The following is a 21,031-nucleotide window of genomic DNA, read 5'->3' as shown; positions in this document are numbered from 1 at the left end:
TCTCCCTGCCTTCGCTCTCCCCCCCCCCCCCGCGGGGGGGGGGGCCCCGGGCCGCCCCCCCCCCCCCCCCCCCCCCCCCCCCCCCCCCCCCCCCCCCCCTCTCCATGTCCGGAAACCGGTTCCGCCCCGGTCGGGCGTGTGTTTCCATGGGCGCCGGACGGAGGTGACGGGCATGGTGTCCACGGACCGCTTCCTGGCCTTCGCGGCCATGTCGCTGCTGGTGATCGTGATCCCGGGGCCGAGCGTGCTGTTCGTCATCGGCCGGGCGCTGGCCCACGGCCGCCGCACCGCCGTGGTCACGGTGCTCGGCAACGTCGTCGGCTCCTACCTGCTCGTGGTGGCGGTGGCGGTCGGCATCGGCTCGGTGGTGGAGCGTTCCGTGACGGTCTACCTCGCGGTGAAGCTGGCGGGCGCGGCGTATCTCGTGCACCTCGGCGTCCAGGCCTTCCGGCACCGGGGGGAGTTGAAGGCGTCGGCGATCGGGGCGGCGCCCGCGGCCCGCGGGGACCTGCGGACGGGCCTGGACGGCGTTCTGGTCGGTGTCACCAACCCCAAGGGCGTGGTGTTCTTCGCCGCCGTGCTCCCCCAGTTCGTGGACCACTCGGCGGGGCACGTGCCGGTGCAGATGCTGCTGCTCGGCCTGGTGCCCCTCTCGATCGGCCTGGTCACGGACACCCTGTGGGGCCTGACGGCGTCGGCGGCCCGCTCCTGGTTCGCCCGCTCCGACCGCCGGCTCTCCCTGATCGGCGGCGCGGGCGGCTGCACGATGATCGGCCTCGGGGTGACGGTGGCGGTGACGGGGCGGGCTAACTGACGGGACGGCATCGGTCGACTGATGGATCGACCGACTGACGGATCGCCAGGGTCGGCTGTGGGCCGGCTGACTGGCGAGTCGCCATCGACCCACCGACGGTGGCTGACTGACGGGTCGACACCGACTGATCGACGGGTCGACTGACTGACGGCTCGATCGATCGACGGCTCGACGGATGGCCGGTCGGCCGGTCGGCCGGTCGTTGCGTCTACCGGATCACGCTGCCGAAGCGGACGTCGTACGACGACTGCGCGTGCATCGTCTCCCACAGGCGTGCCCCCTCGGCCACCACCTCCTGCTGCTGGGCCCTGGTGAGCGTGCCGAACGGCTCGACGACAAGGGCGTCCGGCTCCAGCTTCCACACGCCGGCGAGGAAGCCGTCGACGAGGAGCGCGCAGTGGGCCTGGTTGCCCTGCCAGGTGCGGCCCCAGTGCTCGGGCGGTACGACGCGGGTGCGGTCGGCGTGGGAGAGGAGCAGGTTGTCGAACTCGGGGAGGAAACGCGGCGGGGCCGGGGTGTCGGGGTCGGGGCGCGGGGCGTCGGGCAGGTCGAAGAGTTCGACGCCGTTCTCGTCCCGGAAGGTCAGCAGCCGCGGGCGCAGGCGCTCGAAGGCCTCGCGCAGGCGGGTCAGGCCGGCCCAGGTCTGCATGTCCTTGACGGAGGCCGGACCGAAGGCGGCGAGGTAGCGCAGGACGGTGGCGTCGGCCGTCGGAGCGGGCTCGGTGGCGCGGCCGAGCCAGCGCTCGGCGGTGGTGAGGGTCACCTGGCCGCTCCTGCCCCACAGCCCGCGCGGGGTGATCTGGACGAGCGGGAGTCTGCAGCGGGCGGCGACGGCGAGGGCCTGCGGGTCGGCGTGCGGCCACTCGGTGTGGAGCGCTTCGCGCAGCTGCTTCATGGTGCGCGGCTCGGCTTCGACGAGGTCGCGGGCGAGGGCGGCGAGCCGGTCGAGGTCCACGCCGGCGAGCCCCTTGCGGAAGGTGGTCAGCTCCCGGTCGCGGGCGGGCTGCACCAGGGGCCGCAGGGTGAGGCAGTCGTCGGCGGTGTGGGTGTGGATGGTCGAGCGCAGGGTGACGATACGGACCACCTCGCGGTCGGCCATGAGCGTCGACAACCGCTCGGGGGCGAAGCCGTCGAGGCGGGCGGCGAGGGCGTAGTACGGCGGTTTGACGTTCTGGGCCTGGAGGCCGAGGAGGTGCTCGACGGCGGCCTTCGCGGAGAGCGGGGAGCGGCGCAGGAGGAGCTGCCGGTCGAGGGTCGCGCGGTTGAGGGCGCGGGTGCCGAGCACGGGGGCCGTGGACGTCGTCTTCGTCATGCACCGCACAGTAGGGCGGCTTGCGGACACCTTCTGTCCCCGACTCCCGGCCGGTTCACCGGCAGGGGTGGGGGCCGACGCGGTCAGGACGACGCCGGAAGCGCGCCGGCGGCCCTCGGAGCCGTGAGGGGCCTGGACCCGAGGGGGTGACGGCGTGGCCGGCCGTCACCGGCACGCCCACCGCCACCCCCTGACCGGTGCCGTCCCGGTGCGTCGACGCCGCCTTCCCGGCGCGGCCGCGCTCAGGCCGCCAGTTCGGCGGGGCGCTCCTCCGTCTCGTCGTCCAGCAGGTCCATCAGCGTGGCCCGGGCCCGGGCCACGCGGGAGCGGACCGTGCCGACCGGGCAGGCGCTGACCTCGGCGGCCTCCGCGTAGGGCAGCCCGACCATCTGGGTCAGGACGAACGCCTCGCGGCGCTCGTCCGGCAGCGAGGCCAGCAGGTCCAGCAGGGCGATGCCGTCGTCGAAACCGGGCAGGCCCCGCGGCTGGGACAGTTCGACGGCCACCCGCCAGTCCGGCACGTCGCAGGGCCGGGGACGGGCGGCGGCGTACCGGTAGCTGTCGATGACGGCCCGGCGGGCGATGGACAGCAGCCAGGCGCGCGCCGAGGAGCGTCCCTCGAAACGGTGCAGACTGCCGAGGGCGCGCAGGAAGGTGTCCTGGGCCAGGTCGTCCACCGCCTGGGGATCGGCGCACAGGTGGGCGACGTAACGCTGGACGTCTCGGTGCAGGGCGCGGACGAACCGCTCGACGGCGTCGGTGTCACCGCCGCGGGCGGCGAGCGCCCAGGCGGTTATCGACTCGTCGGCCGAGGCCGGTCCGCCGGTCTCGTGGTGTGCGGTGGGCAGGGCAGAGGTGATCACCTGGTGTCCTTCTCGGGATCCGCGGCCCGGACCGGGGCGCGCGAGGGCACGGGCGGTCCGGTGTGAGTGAGGGGTCGGCCCTACGACGGCGCGGCGGCGCGGTGACGCGACGGATGCGGCGGATGCGCGTGCGACCGGGGCGACGGGTGCGACGACGCGATGGCCGCGGCGCCGTGGCACCACGACGCTGGGGTGCGGTGGCACCCCAGCGCCGGGCGTGGTGCGTCACGGCGCTGAGCGCGATGCCGCTTCGGTGTGTCGCCGCTCCAAGGCGTATTGCCGCTTCGGTGTGTCGCCGCTCCGGCGCGTTGCCGGTCCGGCGCCCGCGCGGGCGTACGGCCGAGGCCCGGGGCGCGCAGGGGCGGCCCGGGATACCGGCTGTCGTCAGACGACAGCGGTCCCCACGGGCGGACCGCGCGAGATGATCGTGTGGACGATGAGGAGCGGGCCGGGGGTCCGCTCCGGGCGGGGGCGGCGTACGCGCGGGCGCGGGTGGTCGGGGAGGGCGGGCAGAGCGAGCGGCAGCCGCAGCGGCGCCGCCAGCCGGCCGGCCACGGCCCGCAGGATGCGGAAGGCGGCCCGCTCCCCGTACGCCAGCCACAGGCCGGTGAGGAGGGCGGCGAGCAGGTGGGCGGCGAGCATTCCGGCGAACGACGAACCGGTGCCCGTCGTGAAGTGGCCCAGGTGATCCATCGCGTCCATGGAGTCCGTGGACTCCATGGCGGCGTGGGTCGTGCCCGCGTGGGTCGTGCCCGCGTGGTTCATGCCCGCGTACCCGAGGGCCATGTCCGTGCCCATGTCCATGGAGTCCATCGGCATCGACGCCATGTCCGCGCCCGGGTGCGCGGAACCGGGGCCGCCCGCGCCAATGGAGCCGGCGCTCCCGGACGTCGGCGGGACGAGGGAGAACGCGGAGTGCAGGGCCGTCTGCGCGGCGACCACGACGGTCACGATCAGCGGCAGCCCGCGCTCACGGCCCGCCAGGCACCAGCCGACGCCGCCGGTCACGGCCACGCCGGCACCGAGCGCCCCGGCGGGGACCTCGTCGCCGGACATCAGGACGTGTCCCAGGGCGGCGAGCAGCACGCACACGGCCGCGAAGACCGCGGCCCGTACCGTGCGCGCGCACCACCCTGCTGTCACGGCGCTCATCCTCGCATCCGGGCACTGGTCGTCAGGGGTGGGTACGGATGCCGCCCGGTCCCCTTACTCACCCCGACCGACGTGATCCACGCCACTCCGACGTGCCCACCGCGCGACGGCATCTCCCCGACCAATGTTGTGCACTTTATTGACGGCAGTCATCTCTGAGCCTAAGTTCACGGTGTCCTTCCCCCGGTCAAGGGAGACCGCGATGCCCCCGTCCCCCGTCGCATCACCGTCCACCACTCCCGAACGCACCCGGCAGCTGCGCCGCGTCGCACTCTCCGGACTGCTCGGCACCGCCGTGGAGTTCTACGACTTCCTCGTCTACGGCACCGTCGCCGCCCTCGTCTTCGGCGAACTGTTCTTCCCCGGCGCCGACCCCGCCGTCGGCACCGTCGCCGCGTTCGGCACGTTCGCCGCCGGCTACGTCGCCCGACCGCTCGGCGGCATCGTCTTCGGGCACTTCGGCGACCGGCTAGGCCGCAAGTCGATGCTGCTGCTCACCATGGGCCTGATGGGCGGCGCCAGCTTCCTCATCGGCCTGCTGCCCACCTACGACACGATCGGCGTCTGGGCGCCGGTCCTGCTGATCACGCTGCGGGTCGTCCAGGGCGTCGCCATCGGCGGTGAGTGGGGCGGGGCCACCCTGATGGTCGTCGAGCACGCCGGGGAGCGGCGCCGCGGCCTGTGGTCCAGCTTCACGCAGATGGGAGCCCCGCTCGGCTCCCTGCTGTCCTCGCTCGTCGTCACCCTCGTGGTCGCCCTGCCCAAGGACCAGTTCGCCGCCTGGGGCTGGCGCGTGCCGTTCCTGCTGAGCGTGGTGCTGCTCGGCGTCGGACTCTTCGTACGGCTCAAGGTCGTCGAGAGCCCGCTCTTCGCCGAGGTGAAGAAGGACCGCGCCGAGGCCCGGATGCCGATCCTCGACGTACTGCGCCGCCCGCGCCCCCTGCTGCTGGCCTGCGGTGTCGGCATCGGCGCCTTCACCGCCCAGTCGCTGCTGACCAGTTACCTGATCGCGTACGCCACCGGCATCGGCTACGCCCGCCCGCAGGTGCTCACCGCCCTCACCGTCTCCGCCTGCGTCGCCCTGGTCGTGCTGCCCTGCGCCTCCGCGCTCTCCGACCGCGTCGGCCGCCGCCCGGTCGTCCTCGCCGGAGCCGTCGCCTCGGCGGTCCTCGCCTTCCCCGTCCTCGCGCTGGTCGACTCGGGGTCGCCCGGGCTGCTGATCCTCGCCGTCGTCCTCGGCCACGGGATCGCCCAGTCCACGATGTACGGCCCGCTGGGTGCCCTGCTCACCGAGATGTTCGGCACCCGGGTCCGCTACACCGGTGCCTCCCTCGGCTACCAGGGCGCCACCCTCGTCGGCGCCGGCTTCTCCCCGATGATCGCCGGCAGCCTGGTGGCCGACAGCGGCAGCAGCACCCCCGTCGCCCTGCTGCTCTGCGGCGGCGCCGCCGTCACCGCGCTGACCGTCTGGCGCGTACGCGAGACCAGCCGGACGTCCCTCACCGACCCCAGCGAGCGCTCCGGCGCCCCCCACACGGAGGAAGTCACCGCATGACGACCGGCATCCGCACACGCGTCCCCACCCGCACGCACTCCCGCACACGCACCGCCCGGCGCACCGCCTGCGCCGCGGCCCTGCTGTTCGCCGTCACCGCCTCACCGGCCCCGGCCGTGGCGGCCGCCGCCCCCACCGCGAGCCACATCGAGGGCCGGCTCCCGTCGGGCGCGACGTACCTGATGGACGTGCCCGCCGCCTGGAACGGCACCGTCCTGCTCTTCAGCCACGGCTACACCCCGGCCGGCGCGCCCAACCCCGCCCAGAACGCGCCCGACGAGGCCACCAAGGCCCTGCTGCTCGAGAAGGGGTACGCGCTGATCGGGTCCTCGTACGCCACCACGGGCTGGGCGGTGACGGACGCGGTACCCGATCAGCTCGCGACCCTCTCCGCCTTCACCGACCGGTTCGGGGCCGCCCGACGCACCGTCGCCTGGGGCAGGTCGTACGGCGGGCTGGTCACCACCGCCCTCGCCGAGCGCCACGCGGACCGGATCGACGGGTCGCTGTCCCTGTGCGGTCTCGTCCACGGCGGCGTCGCCAACTGGAACAACACCCTCGACCCGGTCTTCGCCCTCAAGACCCTCCTCGCGCCCGACTCCGGCATCCCGCTGACCGGGCTGCCGGACCAGGCGGCCGCCGGCCAGGCGGCGAACGCCCTGACGGCCGTGGTCGACGCGGCGCAGTCGACGGCCGCCGGGCGGGCCCGCATCGCCCTGGCCGCCGCCCTGCACAACATCCCGGTCTGGAACCAGCCGACGCAGACCCGGCCCGACCCGACCGACTGGGACACGCAGCAGGCCAACCAGTACCCGGCCGTCAAGGGCCTGCTGAAGACCGCCGCCTTCTCCTGGCGGCAGGAGGCCGAGAGCCGGGCGGGCGGCAACATGTCCTGGAACACCGGGGTCGACTACGCGGCGATGCTCGGCCGGTCCTCCGTCCGCGAGGAGGTCACCGAGCTGTACAAGGAGGCCGGGCTGTCCCTGCGCGCCGACCTGAACGCCCTCGACCGCGCCCCGCGCATCGGCGCCGACCCGGCCGCCGTCGCGTGGATGAGCCGTACCAGCTCCTTCACCGGCAGGCTGACCAAGCCGCAGTTCTCCGTCCACACCACCGGCGACGCCCTCGTCCCCGTCCAGACGGAGAGCGCCCTGCGCCGGGCGGTCACCGCCGCCGGCTCGGCGCCCCTGCTGCGGCAGGCGTACGTCGACCACGCCGGCCACTGCACCTTCAGCCCCGCCGAACAACTCGCCGCCCTGCACACCCTGGAGGACCGTCTCACCACCGGCGGCTGGCACCGGACCGACCCGCGGGCCCTCAACTCGCGGGCCGCCGCGGCCGACCCGACGTCCCCCGCCCGGTACGTCGACCACCGGCCCGCCCCCTACCCGCGGCCGTACGACCTTGCCCACCCCGCCGACGGCCGGTGACGCCGTACGGCCGCCCGCCGCACCGTCGGCGGGCGGCCGTACGCTTGCCTCCGTGGAGGACGACGACATCCTGGACACCTCGGACGGGGCGCAGCCGCGCCCGCAGTCGCTCATGCTCGCCTTCTTCGGCAACCACGTCCTGGACGAGGGGGACCTGTGCGTGTACTCGGGCAGCATCATCGACGTCCTCGGCCGCGTCGGGGTCGGTGAACAGGCCGTACGCTCCACGCTGACCCGCATGGTCAACCGCGGTCTGCTGAGGCGTCAGAGGGAGGGCCGCCGGATGTACTTCGGGCTGACCCCGCAGGCGACCCGCGTCCTGGAGGACGGCCGCATCCGCATCTGGAAGCAGGGCGCCGTCAACGACGACTGGGACGGCGCCTGGACGCTGCTGGGCTTCTCCCTCCCCGACTCCTGGAAACGCCAGCGCCACGACCTGCGCTCACGGCTCACCTGGTCCGGGTTCGGCGCCCTGTACAGCGGACTGTGGATCGCCCCCGGGAAGGTCGACGTCGCCGGTGTCGTCTCCGAGCTCGGGCTGGCCTCTCACGTCAAGATCTTCCACGCCCGGGCGGACGAGGCCACCGACATCGAGCTGATGATCCGCGACACCTGGGACCTGGAGAGCATCGCCGCCCGTTACGTCGCTTTCGACAAGCGCTGGACCGCCCACCTGAACGCCGGGGCCGGAGACGACCCGATCGGCACCCGGCTGCGCCTGGTCAGCGAGTGGCTGTCGACCATCCGCACGGACCCCCGGCTGCCCGCCCGGCACCTGCCCCCCGCCTGGCCCGCCCGTCCCGCCCAGGACACCTTCCGGCACGTCGCCGAACAGACCGCCGCCCCCGCCCGGCACATGGCCCGCGCACTGCTGGAGACCACCCCGTCCCGCCAGGACGGCTTTCCTATCTCCCCCACAGCGTCTTGCCATGCCCCTGATAATCGTTGACGAAATCGTCGACCATGTGAATCACACCACTCACGGACACAAACCGCGCACCCAGGGAGCCCACCGCTCACGTCGGTGGTTCATGAACAGGGCCCTGCTCACCGGCGGCGTCTCCGCCGTCGCGCTCATGGGCGGTTACACCGCCACCCGGGCCGGCGCCGAGGAGACCTCGACGGCCGACGCGACGGCGAGCGCCTCGCCGTCGGGCCGCCCGGCCGGCGGCGGCTTCGGACAGACGATCGCGTACGACGACTTCGTCGGCGTCACCACGGACGGCCAGGTCGTCGACGACCTGTACGCGATCCACTCCACCGGCGTCTCCACCACCCCGGTGGTGCGCGCCGCCCAGGCCTTCGTCGACGCGCTCTCCGACGAACAGAAGGCGGCCACGCTCTTCGACATCGACTCCGACCAGTGGCTCGACTGGACCAACATCGATTCCAACGACCGCGACGGCGTCGCCCTGCGCGACCTGTCCGAGAAGCAGTACACCCTCGGCACCAAGCTGCTCAAGGCGGCGCTCTCGGCCCGCGGCCTGCAGCAGGCCGACGGCATCCGCAAGCTCAACCAGTTCCTCGGCGAGTACAGCGGCGACACCTCGAAGGCGCTCAACGAGGACGCCTACTGGTTCACGATCATGGGCACCCCGTCGGCGAAGGACCCGTGGGGCTTCCAGTTCGAGGGCCACCACCTCGTCATCAACTACTTCGTCCTGGGCGACCAGGTCGTCATGACCCCGACCTTCATGGGCTCGGAACCCACGAAGATCACGTACGACGGGAAGGACTACCACCTCTTCAAGGAGGAGACCTCCGCCGGCCTCAGGCTGCTGCGCTCCCTGAACGACACCCAGCTCGCCGCCGCGCTCTCCGACGAGGAGAAGGGCGGCACCAACCTGGTCGCCGGGGCCGGCCAGGACAACGCCGTCATGCCGTACGTGGGCCTGAAGGGCTCGGACCTGACGCGCGCCCAGCAGAAGCTGCTGAGCGACCTGGTCGAGGTGTACGTCGGCGCCATGGCCGAGGGCCACGCGCGGGTCCGGATGCGCGAGATCGAGAAGCACCTCGACGACACGTACTTCCACTGGATCGGCGCGTACGAGGACGACTCGGCGTTCTACTACCGAGTGCACAGCCCCGTCGTGCTCATCGAGTACGACGCCCAGTCCCCGCTCGCCTACCACGGCGACCGGGAGAGCGCCTCGCCCACCGCGTCCGCCTCCCCCGGCACGGGTCCCGGCGGGCCGGGTGCTCAGGGCGAACCCACCCAGCAGCACATCCACACCATCATCCGCACCCCCAACGGCAACGACTACGGCGTGGACCTGCTCAAGCTCCACCTGGAGACCGACCACTGACGGCAGGCCCCTCACTCGCTCCACCTCGGGCGTCCCGGCTTCGGCCGGGGCGCCCGCCGGCGTGCGCGCATCGGGGCCACGAGCCCTCGACGACCTTGCCGGCGGTGGTGACACCCACGGGGTCGGCGTACGTGACCTCGTCGGCGGCCGGGCCCTGCCACCGCCGACGGGTCCGCCGCCGGGTCCGTCCGGACGGCATCGACCTGTTCCCGCTCCACTCGACGGACGTGTCGACGGACGGCGTCGGGCAGGCGGCGCAGATGTTCCTCGACCGCGTGAACGAGGGGCACACCGGGGTCCGGACCGGCTCCCCCGCGCCGCCGTGAACGTTCCCGCGCCCGGCTGCGTCACAGCGGTGACCGACCCGAGGGGAGCTCCCATGACCGCCGTTGCCACCAGGTCCCGTTCCGTCTCCGCCGCCGTACTGATCGGGGCCCTGCTGTGCGCGACCGCCGCCTGCGACTCCGGGGCGGCGCACCCGGAGCCCGCCGGGGGAAGCGCACCGGCCGCCTGGAAGGAGCCCGCCTCCTACGCCTACACGCTGACGTCGAGGACCCAGGTCCTGGCGGGGACCTTCCGGGTGGAGGTCCGGGACGGCGCCGTGGCGGAGGTCCTCGGGCTCGACGAGGACAGCCGGCGGGCGGCGCGGGAGGTGCCCGGACTGGTCCCCACGATCGGCGGGCTGCTGGAGCGGCTGGAGCAGGCCCGCGACGACGACGCGCACACCGCCGAGGCGCGGTACGCGCCGGACGGCCGCCCGGTGCGGATATCCCTCGACTGGGACGAGAACGCCATAGACGACGAGGCGCTGTACGTCATCAGCGCCTATGACCCGACGCCCCGCCGGCCGGACGTCTCCTCCTAGGACGCGCCGGGGGCCGGGGCCGGGTCCGTGCCCCGCAGTCGGCGGACGGTGCCGCCGAGTTTCGGCCGGAAGCGTTGCAGCACATCCGGTCGCGCGCTGACGACCCAGCGCTCGCCGACCAGGTACGTGCCGCCGTACACACCGGCCGCGTCCAGCCAGGCCAGCTTGTACCTCTCCGCGGGGAAGGTGGTGATCACGTAGTCGGCGGTCTCGGTGTGACACACGCCCTCGCGCAGTTCGTCGGCCTCGATGCGGATCTCGGCCTCGCAGCCGGTCAGGCCGGCGATCACCTCGACCTTCGCCGGGGCCACGACACCGGCCGCCGGGGCGGCGGTGACCTTCGCCGGGTCGCTGTTCACCGCGGCAGTCTCCGTGCCGCCGCCGCAGGCCGTGAGCAGCACAAGCAGGGCCAGGCCCGGGAGGAGTGCCGCGCCGCGCACCAGGCGGGCGGTGGACAGGGTTCGGCCGGTGTGTCCTCGCTGCGGCTGCTGTGCCACGTACCTCTCCGTGTTCCGGTCACCGACGGTGCCCGGCCGCGGGGGCGGCCGGGCGGACGACTGCCCAGGGGTACGGACGGCCCGTGGGGGATGTTCACCTGCGCCCCACGGGTGCGGAGAGAGCCCGGGACGCCGCCGGCTCGGATTCACTCGGGGGTACCCGAGGCGGTCGGTGGTGACCGTGGCCCCGGCCGCTGACACCGAGCACCTCGTCACACCCCGGCGGCCCGCCGGCCCGCGCGCTGCCCGTCGCGTGGAGCAGCGCGGGCACCGAGTGGGCGAGCGTGACCCGGCGTCCGGCCGGGCGGGCGGATCCCGGAGCCCTGTGACCGTTCCGTGAACGCGGGCCGGCGGCCGCCCCACGCGCCTGTGTCGAAACCATTGACGAGGGCATACCCGCCCCCTATCTTCTGGCCGAAGTTACGAACTTCGTTCGAAATTACGGACAAGGGACGGTCCTGTATGCCTCGGATGTCGCCTCCGCGTGCCCGCGCGGGGACAGCGCGCCGCAGCCCCTTGCTGGTCTGTGTCCTCGCGCTTCTCGTCGCCCTCGTCGCGGCGACCCAGCCGGTGTCCGCGGCGGACGGCCGCCCGTACACCAACCCGCTGAAGTCGGCCAAGGGCGCCGACCCCTGGCTGGAGTACCACGACGGCAACTACTACCTGGTCACCACGACGTTCACGGGTGTCCTCGGCATGCGCAAGGCGCCGACCCTGGCGGGTCTCGCCACCGCGCCGACCGTGCAGGTGTGGTCGGACACCACCTCGACCCGGAACACCAACATCTGGGCACCGGAGATCCACCAGTTCAACGGCCGCTGGTACCTGTACTACTCGGCCGGCCGGAGCGGTGTCGCCTGCTGCGACTCCCAGCGCACCCACGTGCTGGAGAGCGCCGGCACCGACCCGATGGGGCCGTACACCTACAAGGGCTCGCTGACCGGCTCCAACCTGACGCCGGACGGCTGGCTGATCGACGCGAGCGTGCTCCAGTACGGCGGAAAGCTGTACCTGGTCGGCAGCGGCTTCGTGAACGGCAGCGCCCAGAGCCTGGTCATCGCGCCGATGAGCAACCCCTACACCCTGTCCGGCGGCACCTTCACGGTGATCTCCAGCCCCACGCTGAGCTGGGAGACCTCGGGCGGGCCCGTCAACGAGGGCCCCGAACCGCTCTACCACGACGGCCGCACCTTCCTGACGTTCTCCGCCAGTCACTGCCAGACCGCCGACTACAAGCTCGGTCTGCTGGAACTCACCGGCACCGACCCCCTCAGCCCGTCGTCCTGGACGAAGAAGCAGACACCCGTCTTCCAGCGCAGTGACGCAGGCGGCGTCTACGGCCCCGGCCACAACGGCTTCTTCACCTCGCCCGACGGCACCGAGAACTGGATCGTCTACCACGCCAACTCCTCCCCGACCGGCGGCTGCGGCAACGGCCGCACGACCAGGGCCCAGAAGTTCACCTGGAACGCCGACGGCACCCCGGACTTCGGCACCCCGGTCCCCCTCGGCACCACGCTCCCGGGCCCGTCCGGGGAGACGGCGACGACCCCGACGTCGTACACCCTGGTCAACCGCAACAGCGGCAAGTGCCTGGACCTCGCGGGCGGCTCCACCGCCAACGGCGCGGGCGTCTTCCAGTGGACCTGCACCGGCGGGGCCAACCAGAAGTGGCGGATCGAGGACCTCGGCGACGACACCAGCCGGCTGGTGAACGTGGCCACCGGCGGCGTGCTGGACACCGCCGACTGCTCCACCGCCGACGGCGCCGACCTGCGCCAGTGGTCGTGGCTGAACAACAGGTGCCAGCGCTTCCGGCCGGTGTTCACCGCGAGCGGCGACTACGTGCGGCTCGTCAACGAGAACAGCGGAAAGGTCGCCGACGTCGCGGACTGCGGAACCGCCGACGGCACCGACGTACGGCAGTGGACGTGGCTGAACAACACCTGCCAGCAGTGGCGGCTCGTCCCCACGACGTGACCGCCCCCGACCCGCCTCCCCCTCCCCTCCCCCTCCCCCTCCCCCGACTGGAGAACAACTTGAGACGCAACGCCGTCCGGCTGCTCATGGCCGTGCTCGTGGCCCTCGCCGCCGTCCTCACCGGCGCGGGCTCCCCCGCACAGGCCGCCGTACCCGACTCCCCCGCCGTGACGTACACCAACCCCCTCGCCGAGAAGCGCGCCGACCCGCACATCTTCAAACACACCGACGGCTACTACTACTTCACCGCGACCGTCCCCGAGTACGACCGCATCGTGCTGCGCCGGGCGACCACCATCCAGGGCCTGTCGACGGCCCAGGAGGTCACCATCTGGACCAAGCACACCAGCGGGGTCATGGGCGCCCACATCTGGGCACCGGAGATCCACTTCATCGACGGCAAGTGGTACGTGTACTTCGCGGCCGGCGCCACCAACGACGTGTGGGCGATCCGCATGTACGTCCTGGAGGGCACCGGCAGCAACCCGCTCACCGCGACCTGGACCGAGAAGGGCCAGATCAAGACCACGTGGGAGACCTTCTCCCTCGACGCCACCACCTTCGTCGTGAACGGCGTGCGCTACCTCGCCTGGGCGCAGCGCAACCCGGCCGAGAACAACAACACCAGTCTCTTCCTCGCGAAGATGGCCAACCCCTGGACCATCACCGGGACCCCGGCGGAGCTCTCCCAGCCCACGCTGTCCTGGGAGACGATCGGTTACAAGGTCAACGAGGGGCCGGCCGTCATCCAGCGCGGCGGCAAGGTCTTCATGACCTACTCGGCGAGCGCGACCGACGCCAACTACTGCCTGGGCATGCTGACCGCGTCCGCGAGCGCCGACCTGACCGACCCGGCGTCCTGGTCGAAGGGTGCGCAGCCGGTCTTCAGGTCCAGTGACGCGACCTCGCAGTACGGTCCCGGCCACAACTCCTTCACCGTCTCCGAGGACGGCAAGTCCGACATCCTCGTCTACCACGACCGCAGCTACAAGGACATCACCGGTGACCCGCTGAACGACCCCAACCGCCGCACCCGCGTGCAGAAGGTGTACTGGAAGGCCGACGGCACCCCCGACTTCGGCATCCCGGTCGCCGACGGCGTCACCCCGCAGCGCTTCTCCTCGTACAACGTCCCGGACCGTTTCGTCCGCCACTGGGAGTACCGCGCCCGGCTGGAGGCGAACGTGAGCCCGCTCGCCGACTCGCAGTTCCGGGTGGTGCCCGGCCTGGCCGGCAGCGGCACGGTGTCGCTGGAGTCGGCCAACTTCCCCGGCTACTACCTGCGGCACAAGAACTTCGAGGTGTGGGTGGAGAAGAACGACGGCACGGCACGGTTCGCCTCCGACGCCACGTTCTCCCGGCGGGCCGGCCTCGCCGACTCGGCGGGCATCTCCTACGAGTCGTACAACTACCCGGGCCGTTACATCCGGCACTCCAACTACCTGCTGTACGTCCAGGCGTTGAGCACGGCGACGGACCGGGCGGACGCGACGTACTACGCGCAGTGACGCCTCCGTCCGCGCGTCCGCGCCCCGCGCCCTTCTGACCCACCCACGGGGATCCGGTGGCGTCCCCGGTCGGCGAACCCCGCCGACCGGGGACGCGTCGTCGTCGCACTGTTACACCGCCGGACGCCCGGGCACTCGGACGGCGTCCGTGTCGGCCCGGTGAGGAGGGACAGTGGCGACAGGCCGGCTTTCCGATGACGAGCGGCGCGTCCTGGCGGAGATGGAGCGCGCGCTGCGCCGCGACCGCCGTCTGGACAGGCGGCTGCGCACCCTGCGATGGCGCCCCGGCCTCTCCCGCCTGGCGTCCTACACCCCCCGCCCCCTGACCGTGGCGCTGCTGCTCGCCGTGTCCGTGGCTCTGATGGTGGCCGGCATCACCACCTCGGCACCGGCCGTGATCTGGGCGTTCGCCGCAATATGGCCGCCGACGCTGTACGCGGCGTTCCGGCTGCTGTGCCATTGGACGGAGCCCTGACCGGACCCGGACGCGCGACTGTTCGGCCTCCTCCAAGCTGTTCGGCTTCAGGGCTGTACGGCTTCCTTCAGGGCTGTTCGGCCAGAGCGGCTCGGTTCCAGGGCTGCCCGGCTTAGGGCTGCCCGGCCGAGCGGAAGGCCGCGGTGATCGCCCGTTCGTCCGCCAGCACGTGCTGCGTCGGCGGCCCGGTCAGCACGCCGCGCACCGCGGTGAGCAGGTCGGGGGCCACGTGCTCGGCGGCGGCCGTCTCCTGCGGGCGGGTCGCCGGGGCGGGGACGAGGATGCCGTGGGCGCCGGCCCGGCTCGCGGCCTCGACGGTGTTCCCGGTGGCGCCGATCACGGCGATCCGTTCGGGCGGCGTGCACACCCGGCCGGCCGCCCACAGCACCAGTTGCGGCAGCGGTGGGTGACAGTGGCAGCCGTCGTCGGGGTCGTGCGGACAGACCGCCCAGACGTCGAAGGGGCCCAGCAGGCCGTCGATCCGTTCGTCCACGCGCCGCAGGTCGGCCTGGGAGAGCAGGCCGCGGGCGACGCCCGGCTGATGGGTGATGACCCCGGTGCGCACCCCGCGCGCCCGCAGCAGGGCGAGCGCCTCGCGCGCGCCGGGGGCGGGGCGGACCCGGCCGGGGTCGGCGTTGTGGGGGACGTCCTCGACGAGGACGCCGTCGCGGTCGAGGAGCACGACGCGGACGCGGTTCACTGCGCCACCTCCTGCCAGGGGGCCGCGTGCCGGTGCCGCCAGGTGCCGCTCAGCCGGTGCCAGGTGGCCACGGGCGGGATGAGCACGCTGGTGGCGAGCAGGGTGGTCACCTCGTGGCGGGTGCGCGGGCCGGGCGCGATGCGCGCCCACGCGAACTCACCGGTGCCCAGCGCCCAGCCGAGCGCGGCGGCCGCGGCGGCCCGGCGGCGGCCGGTCGCGGCGAGCGCGCCGGCGGCCAGGCCCGCCGCGGTGGTGGCGAGGTGGGCGCGGATCCGGCCGCGCGGGGCGAACGCCCGGTGCTGCCAGCCCGGTCCGTGCAGCCGCCGCATGAGGGCGTCGTCGGCGTTGCCGCGCTCGGCCCGCAGGGACACCCAGCGGTCGGCGGGCGGGACCGGATGGCGGGAGGCGCGCCTCCCCTGCCGGATGCGCCATCCGGCGTCGAGCAGGCGCAGGGCGAGGTCGGTGTCCTCCCGGCAGGTGTGGCGGAAGCGTTCGTCGAAGCCGCCGACCCGCTTGAGCGCCTCCGCGCGGTAGGCCATGTCGGCGGTGATCCAGCGGGCCCGTGCGCGGCCGGAGGTGGCGCGTTCCCAGTCGGTGGGGCGGCGCCCGCCGGGCAGGGGTACGGCCGGCACGCCCTGGACGCCCGCGGTGTCGGGGGTGGCGTCCGCCAGGTCCTCGGCGAGCTGCTCGCCCCAGTGGGGTCCGACCTGGACGTCGTCGTCGAGGAAGACGACCCAGGGCGAGGCTGCCGCGCGCACCCCGGCGTTGCGGGCGGCGGCCGGTCCCAGGCCGCGGCCGGGCAGGACGGTGGTGCGCTCGCGCAGGTCGCCGAGCACGCTCAGCGGGTGCTCCAGGGAGCCCGGCTCGGGGCGGGGCCGGTCGTCGACGAGGACGATTCCGGCCGGCTTCGGCCCCTTCGCGGCGGCGAGCGCGCCGAGGCAGTCGGCGAGCGAGTCCCGTACGAGGGTCGGGATCACGACGGTGTAGGCGGTCATGCGCACGCCTTCCTCCGCCCGTGTACGGCGGGTGGGCGACGTCGGGACCATTCGGGTGCCAGCTGACGGCTGCCTCAAACACGCGGTGCGTCGGAGCACGTCAACGGCTATACACCGCGTATATACACGCTGTGTATAGTCCCGGCATGCCTTCTCTGACCAAGAAGATGAGAAAAACGGGGATCCCGTTCCGCGCCGCCGCCACGCGCGCGGTCCGGGCCGCGGGAGTCGGCGCGGCCGCCGCCTGTCTCTCCCTGGCCCTGAGTGGATGCGGCGGCGCCGACACCACCGCGCCGAGCGCCGTCCGCGCGCACCCGGCCACCACCCAGGCGGCCCGCTTCGGCACCGTCGACTGCCGCGAGGCCAAGTGCATCGCGCTCACCTTCGACGCGGGCCCGAGCGAGAACTCCGCCCGGCTGCTCGACATCCTGGAGGACAGACAGGTCCCGGCGACGTTCTTCCTGCTGGGCGAGCGGCACATCGAGAAGTACCCGCAGCTCGTCAGACGCATGGCCGACGAGGGCCACGAGGTGGCCAGCCACACCTGGGACCACGCGATCCTCACCGAGCTCGAACCCGACGAGATACGCGAGGAACTCGAGCGCCCCAACGAGGAGATAGAGCGCCTCACCGGCCGCCGGCCCACCCTGATGCGCCCGCCCCAGGGCCGTACCGACGACACCGTGCACGAGATCTGCCGTGAGCTGGGCCTCGCCGAGGTGCTGTGGACCGTCACCGCCAAGGACTACACCACGGAGGACTCCGCGCTGATCCAGCGCCGCGTCCTCGCCCAGGCCGACCGGGACGGCATCATCCTGCTGCACGACATCTACGCCGGGACCGTGCCCGCCGTGCCGGGGATCATCGACGCGCTGAAGGAGCGCGGGTTCGTCTTCGTGACGGTGCCGCAGCTGCTGGCGCCGGGGAAGGCCGAGCCGGGGAAGGTGTACCGCTGACCCCGGCTGGGCCAAGCGTGTGACCCGTCGGGGAACGTGCCGCCCGGCCGCCCGGAGTCCCTACGATCTCCCCGTGGTCACCTTCCAGTTCGAACGCACGGCACCGCTGCCCCTCGACGAAGCCTGGCGCCGGCTCACCGAGTGGCCCCGGCACGGTGACGTGGTCCCGCTGACTCGCGTCACCGTGGTCACTCCCGGGCCGACCCGTGAGGGCACGGTGATCGTGGCCCGGTCCGGGATCGGGCCGCTCACCTTCGACGACCGGATGGAGGTCACCGTCTGGTGCCCTCCGGCCGAGGACGAGCCGGGCCTGTGCCGGCTGGAGAAACGCGGGCGGACGGTCCGGGGCTGGGCCGAGATCGAGGTACGGCCCGGGCCGGGCGGCCGGACCCGCGTCGTATGGCGGGAGGAGCTGCGGTTGCGGCTCCTGCCGTCCCCGTTCGATCCCCTGCTGCGGGCCACGGCCCGGACGGTGTTCGGGCGGGCGGCCAACCGTCTGCTGCGCCGCCCGTGACCCGCGCCGGCCCGCCCGGCCGGGCGCACTGGGAGGAGCTCTTCGCCGCGGGCCACGGCTTCCGGGGCACCGACGAGCACGAACTGCGGCTGCTCACCGACGCCGTACGGCCGGGCCCGGGCACCCGCGCCCTGGACGTCGGCTGCGGGCTCGGCGGGTACGCCGCCGCCCTCGCCGGGCTCGGCTGTGACACCCTCGCCGTGGACTGGTCCGAGGCGGCGGTGGCCGCGGCCCGTGACCGGTACACCGACCTCGCACCGCGCCTGCGCGTCCGGCGGCTGGACTTCACGGACGCCACCGAGGCCGCGACCCTGCCGCCACGCTCCTTCGACCTGGTGACGATGCGGCTGGTGCTGGCCTTCCTGCCCGACAAGGCGGCCGTCGCGGAGCTCGTCCGCACGCTGCTGGCGCCCGGCGGGGTGTGGCTGGTGACCTCCTCGCTCACCGGCCGGCTGCCCGAGGCGCGCCGCTCCATCGGCCTGACGCCCGAGGACGTGGCGACGGTGACGGACGGTTGGCGCCGGGGCCACTGGTACGACCTGGAGCCCGGCGGCCCGCGCTGCTTCGTGCTGCGCGACTGACCCGGACCGGCCCCCGGCCCCTCACCGGCCCCCTGGGCAGGTGCCGGACCGCGTGCCAGGGTGGACGCAGGACGGGGGGTGGTCGCATGACAGCGGTGGACGAGGTCGAGGCGCTCGCGGTGGAGGGTCTGCGCTGGCTGCTGGGGGTCGCCCGGGAGACGGGTGACGGCGGCCTCGGCTGGCCCTCCCGGCCCTCGGACCCCACGCTCGAACCGATGCTCTACGACGGCACCGCCGGAATCGTGCCGGTGCTGCTGGAGGCGCGCCGGCACTTCGGGGACGACGCCTACGGCGACGCCGCCCTGCGCGCGGCACGGAGCCTGACGGTCGCGGTCGACGAGTGCCGGGACGACTCACTGTACTTCGGCCGCACCGGCATGGCGCTCGTGCTGCGGGCCGTCCACCGCGAGCTGGGCGACAGCGCCGCCGGGGCCGCCGCCGGCCGGGCCCTGGCGCGGGTGCGGTCACGTTTCGACGGGACGCGCTGGGGCGAGCTGTTCGAGCTGATGGGCGGCAACGCGGGCATCGGTCTCGGCGCGCTCGCGCTCGGCGACCCCGAGCTGGCCGTGCTCGCGCTGGAGCCGTACGCGCGGACGGCCGAGGCGACCGCGGCGGGCGTGCAGTGGGCGCACCGGCCCGGTGTGCCGGCCCGGCTGCACCACATCTCGCACGGCACGCTCGGCATCGTGTACGGGCTGGCCGCCGTCGGCGCGGCCACCGGCCGCGCGGACCTGGTCGACATGGCGCGGGCCGGCGCCGCGGACGTCGTGGCCCGCGACGAGGCGGGGCCGTACGGCTTCCTGGTCCCCCACTCCGACCCGCAGCACGTCCCCGAGGTGGTCGAGCGGTACAGCTACGGCTGGTGCCACGGCCCGGCCGGTGACGCCCAGGTCTTCCGGCTGCTGCGGGACGTCGCGGCCGAGCCCGCCTGGCAGGACCTCGCCGACCGCTGCTGGCACACCGTGACGCACTCCGGTCTGCCGCGCCGGCTGCGGCCCGGCTTCTGGGACAACAACGCCCGCTGCTGCGGCACCGCGGGCGTACTGGCGCTGGCCTGCGACCGGATGGCGGAGCGGGGCGACTCCCCGGACTTCGCCCGCGTCCTCGTCGCGGACCTGGTCGCCCGGGCCACCCGGGACGCCGACGGGGCACGCTGGTCGAACGTCGAGCACCGGGCCGCCCCCAGCACCCTGGAGCCGCGCACCGGCTGGGGTGCGGGCACCGCGGGCATCGTGCGCGAGCTGCTGCGCTTCGTCCGGCTGAGCGAGTCGGGCGATCCGCACTACGCGTTCGCCTGGCCGGACCAGCCGGTGGTCCGCCGGCTCACGGTTCAGGCGACCGACCCGATCCTCCCGGCCGGCACCGACGTCACGTCGTGATGGATCGGGGTGTGCGCGCCGGTCAGCGGCACCCCGCTGCCGCCCCGCCGGCCGGCCACGATCTCCGCGGCGATCGACAGCGCGGTCTCCTCCGGCGTACGGGCGCCCAGGTCGAGGCCGATGGGTGAGCGCAGCCGCGCCAGCTCCAGCTCGGTGACGCCGACGGCGCGCAGCCGCTCGTCGCGGTCGAGGTGGGTGCGGCGCGAGCCCATGGCGCCGACGTAGGCCACCGGGAGGCGCAGGGCGAGCCGGAGCAGGGGGACGTCGAACTTGGCGTCGTGGGTGAGGACGCACAGGACGGTCCTGCCGTCCACGTCCGTGCGTTCCAGGTACCGGTGGGGCCACTCGACGACGATCTCGTCGGCCTCCGGGAAGCGGGTCTTCGTCGCGAACACCGGGCGGGCGTCGCACACGGTCACGTGATAGCCGAGGAACTTGCCGATCCGTACCAGCGCCGACGCGAAGTCGATCGCGCCGAAGACGATCATCCGGGGTGGCGGCACCGAGGACTCGACGAGCACGGTGAGCGGGGCCCCGCAGCGGGAGCCCTGTGCACCGAGGTGGAGGGTGCCGGTGCGGCCGGCGTCGAGGAAGGCGCCGGCCTCGGCGACGACCGTGCGGTCCAGTTCGGGGTGGGCGCCGAAGCCGCCGTCGTAGGAGCCGTCGGGGCGGACGAGCAGGGCGCGGCCGAGGAGTTCCGGCGGGCCCGCGACGATCCGGGCCGTCGCCGCGGCCTCGCCGCGCGCGGCGGCCGCCAGCGCGGCGGCGGCCACCGGGCGGACCGGGTCCTGGGCGCGGACCGGTGTGACGAGGATGTCGATGACGCCGCCGCAGGTCAGGCCGACCGCGAAGGCGTCGTCGTCGCTGTAGCCGAAGCGCTCCAGGACCGTCTCGCCGTCCTCGAGGGCCTGTCGGCACAGCTCGTAGACGGCGCCCTCCACACAGCCGCCGGAGACCGAGCCGATCGCCGTGCCGTCGGCGTCCACCGCGAGGGCGGCGCCGGGCTGGCGGGGCGCGCTGCCGCCGACGGCCACCACGGTGGCCACGGCGAAGTCACGGCCCTGCTCGACCCACCGGTTGAGCTCCTCGGCGATGTCCAGCATGTCTCGGTCTCCTTGTCTGCGGTCGTGTGGAGGGTGTCGGTCGACG

21 protein-coding genes are annotated in these 21,031 nt (G+C 73.7%); 14 read left to right on the top strand and 7 right to left on the bottom strand.

Translation table 11 applies throughout. The annotated features are described in order from the left end of the window. Nucleotides 1–172 precede the first annotated feature (172 nt). On the top strand, nt 173–814 hold the full coding sequence (locus ACIBBD_RS24385; protein WP_399421622.1) for a LysE family translocator: 642 nt from the start codon (nt 173–175) through the stop codon (nt 812–814). Nucleotides 815–1,022: 208 nt separating this feature from the next. Here the strand turns inward: ACIBBD_RS24385 and ACIBBD_RS24380 are convergent, their stop codons facing one another. The 3 genes from ACIBBD_RS24380 to ACIBBD_RS24370 all read right to left on the bottom strand — a co-directional run bounded on the left by ACIBBD_RS24380 (nt 1,023) and on the right by ACIBBD_RS24370 (nt 4,132). Beyond that, on the bottom strand, nt 1,023–2,126 hold the full coding sequence (locus ACIBBD_RS24380; RefSeq protein ID WP_399421621.1) for a winged helix DNA-binding domain-containing protein: 1,104 nt from the start codon (nt 2,124–2,126) through the stop codon (nt 1,023–1,025). A 242-nt stretch (nt 2,127–2,368) separates the two neighbouring features. Continuing rightward, a complete protein-coding gene (locus ACIBBD_RS24375; protein WP_399421620.1) occupies nt 2,369–2,989 on the bottom strand; it encodes a sigma-70 family RNA polymerase sigma factor in 621 nt (206 codons plus the stop codon). A gap of 384 nt (nt 2,990–3,373) precedes the next feature. After that, nucleotides 3,374–4,132: a hypothetical protein gene (locus ACIBBD_RS24370; protein WP_399421619.1), complete on the bottom strand. Its 759-nt coding sequence runs from the start codon at nt 4,130–4,132 to the stop codon at nt 3,374–3,376. Between the two features lie 211 nt (nt 4,133–4,343). Here ACIBBD_RS24370 and ACIBBD_RS24365 point away from each other — a divergent pair, with 211 nt between their 5' ends. From ACIBBD_RS24365 to ACIBBD_RS24340, 6 genes are all read left to right on the top strand, one after another. Further along, complete coding sequence (locus ACIBBD_RS24365; protein ID WP_399421618.1) at nt 4,344–5,696, top strand: MFS transporter; 1,353 nt, start codon at nt 4,344–4,346, stop codon at nt 5,694–5,696. Next, nucleotides 5,693–7,126, top strand: a complete 1,434-nt coding sequence (locus ACIBBD_RS24360; RefSeq protein ID WP_399421617.1) for an alpha/beta hydrolase family protein — start codon at nt 5,693–5,695, stop codon at nt 7,124–7,126. The genes ACIBBD_RS24365 and ACIBBD_RS24360 overlap by 4 nt, the downstream gene beginning before the upstream one ends. A 52-nt stretch (nt 7,127–7,178) precedes the next feature. Then, nucleotides 7,179–8,075, top strand: coding sequence for a PaaX family transcriptional regulator C-terminal domain-containing protein (locus tag ACIBBD_RS24355; protein ID WP_399421616.1), 897 nt, complete (start codon nt 7,179–7,181; stop codon nt 8,073–8,075). 82 nt (nt 8,076–8,157) lie between these two features. Continuing rightward, nucleotides 8,158–9,432, top strand: coding sequence for a DUF3500 domain-containing protein (locus ACIBBD_RS24350; protein ID WP_399421615.1), 1,275 nt, complete (start codon nt 8,158–8,160; stop codon nt 9,430–9,432). 104 nt (nt 9,433–9,536) lie between these two features. Continuing rightward, entirely contained in the window at nt 9,537–9,758 is a 222-nt protein-coding gene (locus tag ACIBBD_RS24345) for a hypothetical protein (protein ID WP_399421614.1), read from the top strand. 53 nt (nt 9,759–9,811) lie between these two features. After that, nucleotides 9,812–10,297 (top strand): DUF6174 domain-containing protein, encoded by a 486-nt coding sequence (locus tag ACIBBD_RS24340; RefSeq protein ID WP_399421613.1) that lies wholly within the window; start codon nt 9,812–9,814, stop codon nt 10,295–10,297. On the opposite strand, the gene ACIBBD_RS24335 is transcribed toward ACIBBD_RS24340, so the two are convergent. Beyond that, nucleotides 10,294–10,794 (bottom strand): hypothetical protein, encoded by a 501-nt coding sequence (locus tag ACIBBD_RS24335; protein WP_399421612.1) that lies wholly within the window; start codon nt 10,792–10,794, stop codon nt 10,294–10,296. The two genes, ACIBBD_RS24340 and ACIBBD_RS24335, sit on opposite strands and share 4 nt — an antisense overlap. Nucleotides 10,795–11,265: 471 nt before the next feature. Between ACIBBD_RS24335 and ACIBBD_RS24330 the strand changes: the two genes are divergently transcribed. From ACIBBD_RS24330 to ACIBBD_RS24320, 3 genes are all read left to right on the top strand, one after another. After that, nucleotides 11,266–12,774: a family 43 glycosylhydrolase gene (locus tag ACIBBD_RS24330; RefSeq protein WP_399421611.1), complete on the top strand. Its 1,509-nt coding sequence runs from the start codon at nt 11,266–11,268 to the stop codon at nt 12,772–12,774. Nucleotides 12,775–12,860: 86 nt separating this feature from the next. Further along, on the top strand, nt 12,861–14,282 hold the full coding sequence (locus ACIBBD_RS24325; RefSeq protein WP_399421770.1) for a family 43 glycosylhydrolase: 1,422 nt from the start codon (nt 12,861–12,863) through the stop codon (nt 14,280–14,282). A gap of 172 nt (nt 14,283–14,454) precedes the next feature. Next, nucleotides 14,455–14,757 carry a DUF3040 domain-containing protein gene (locus ACIBBD_RS24320; RefSeq protein WP_399421610.1) on the top strand — a complete coding sequence of 101 codons (303 nt, stop codon included), beginning with the start codon at nt 14,455–14,457 and terminating at the stop codon, nt 14,755–14,757. Between the two features lie 112 nt (nt 14,758–14,869). Here ACIBBD_RS24320 and ACIBBD_RS24315 read toward each other — a convergent pair whose 3' ends face one another. Further along, nucleotides 14,870–15,457 (bottom strand): D-glycero-alpha-D-manno-heptose-1,7-bisphosphate 7-phosphatase, encoded by a 588-nt coding sequence (locus tag ACIBBD_RS24315; protein ID WP_399421608.1) that lies wholly within the window; start codon nt 15,455–15,457, stop codon nt 14,870–14,872. Next, complete coding sequence (locus tag ACIBBD_RS24310) at nt 15,454–16,452, bottom strand: glycosyltransferase family 2 protein (protein ID WP_399421607.1); 999 nt, start codon at nt 16,450–16,452, stop codon at nt 15,454–15,456. The genes ACIBBD_RS24315 and ACIBBD_RS24310 overlap by 4 nt, the downstream gene beginning before the upstream one ends. Before the next feature lie 146 nt (nt 16,453–16,598). Here ACIBBD_RS24310 and ACIBBD_RS24305 point away from each other — a divergent pair, with 146 nt between their 5' ends. From ACIBBD_RS24305 to ACIBBD_RS24290, 4 genes are all read left to right on the top strand, one after another. Continuing rightward, entirely contained in the window at nt 16,599–17,408 is an 810-nt protein-coding gene (locus ACIBBD_RS24305; protein ID WP_399421606.1) for a polysaccharide deacetylase family protein, read from the top strand. Nucleotides 17,409–17,481: 73 nt separating this feature from the next. Next, nucleotides 17,482–17,922 carry an SRPBCC family protein gene (locus ACIBBD_RS24300; RefSeq protein ID WP_399421605.1) on the top strand — a complete coding sequence of 147 codons (441 nt, stop codon included), beginning with the start codon at nt 17,482–17,484 and terminating at the stop codon, nt 17,920–17,922. After that, complete coding sequence (locus ACIBBD_RS24295; RefSeq protein WP_399421604.1) at nt 17,919–18,503, top strand: class I SAM-dependent methyltransferase; 585 nt, start codon at nt 17,919–17,921, stop codon at nt 18,501–18,503. The genes ACIBBD_RS24300 and ACIBBD_RS24295 overlap by 4 nt, the downstream gene beginning before the upstream one ends. Nucleotides 18,504–18,589: 86 nt before the next feature. Next, nucleotides 18,590–19,882 (top strand): lanthionine synthetase LanC family protein, encoded by a 1,293-nt coding sequence (locus ACIBBD_RS24290; protein WP_399421603.1) that lies wholly within the window; start codon nt 18,590–18,592, stop codon nt 19,880–19,882. Here the strand turns inward: ACIBBD_RS24290 and ACIBBD_RS24285 are convergent. Further along, the gene (locus tag ACIBBD_RS24285) at nt 19,834–20,985 is read right to left on the bottom strand and encodes an XdhC family protein (protein ID WP_399421602.1); all 1,152 of its coding nucleotides are present in this window, start codon (nt 20,983–20,985) and stop codon (nt 19,834–19,836) included. The two genes, ACIBBD_RS24290 and ACIBBD_RS24285, sit on opposite strands and share 49 nt — an antisense overlap. Nucleotides 20,986–21,031 lie beyond the last annotated feature (46 nt).

The sequence above is a fragment of the Streptomyces sp. NPDC051315 genome, from assembly GCF_044455165.1.
Taxonomy (GTDB): Bacteria; Actinomycetota; Actinomycetes; order Streptomycetales; family Streptomycetaceae; genus Streptomyces.
Note: the sequence above shows the minus strand (reverse complement) of the source record. Positions and strands in the feature narration are given on the sequence as shown.

What these genes read in the sequence shown, in the direction of transcription:
- ACIBBD_RS24385 (WP_399421622.1), top strand. Translation starts at nt 173, where the DNA reads ATGGTGTCCACGGACCGCTTCCTGGCCTTCGCGGCCATGTCGCTGCTG.
- ACIBBD_RS24380 (WP_399421621.1), bottom strand. Translation starts at nt 2,126, where the DNA reads ATGACGAAGACGACGTCCACGGCCCCCGTGCTCGGCACCCGCGCCCTC.
- ACIBBD_RS24365 (WP_399421618.1), top strand. Translation starts at nt 4,344, where the DNA reads ATGCCCCCGTCCCCCGTCGCATCACCGTCCACCACTCCCGAACGCACC.
- ACIBBD_RS24360 (WP_399421617.1), top strand. Translation starts at nt 5,693, where the DNA reads ATGACGACCGGCATCCGCACACGCGTCCCCACCCGCACGCACTCCCGC.
- ACIBBD_RS24350 (WP_399421615.1), top strand. Translation starts at nt 8,158, where the DNA reads ATGAACAGGGCCCTGCTCACCGGCGGCGTCTCCGCCGTCGCGCTCATG.
- ACIBBD_RS24340 (WP_399421613.1), top strand. Translation starts at nt 9,812, where the DNA reads ATGACCGCCGTTGCCACCAGGTCCCGTTCCGTCTCCGCCGCCGTACTG.
- ACIBBD_RS24330 (WP_399421611.1), top strand. Translation starts at nt 11,266, where the DNA reads ATGTCGCCTCCGCGTGCCCGCGCGGGGACAGCGCGCCGCAGCCCCTTG.
- ACIBBD_RS24325 (WP_399421770.1), top strand. Translation starts at nt 12,861, where the DNA reads ATGGCCGTGCTCGTGGCCCTCGCCGCCGTCCTCACCGGCGCGGGCTCC.
- ACIBBD_RS24310 (WP_399421607.1), bottom strand. Translation starts at nt 16,452, where the DNA reads ATGACCGCCTACACCGTCGTGATCCCGACCCTCGTACGGGACTCGCTC.
- ACIBBD_RS24305 (WP_399421606.1), top strand. Translation starts at nt 16,599, where the DNA reads ATGCCTTCTCTGACCAAGAAGATGAGAAAAACGGGGATCCCGTTCCGC.
- ACIBBD_RS24290 (WP_399421603.1), top strand. Translation starts at nt 18,590, where the DNA reads ATGACAGCGGTGGACGAGGTCGAGGCGCTCGCGGTGGAGGGTCTGCGC.
- ACIBBD_RS24285 (WP_399421602.1), bottom strand. Translation starts at nt 20,985, where the DNA reads ATGCTGGACATCGCCGAGGAGCTCAACCGGTGGGTCGAGCAGGGCCGT.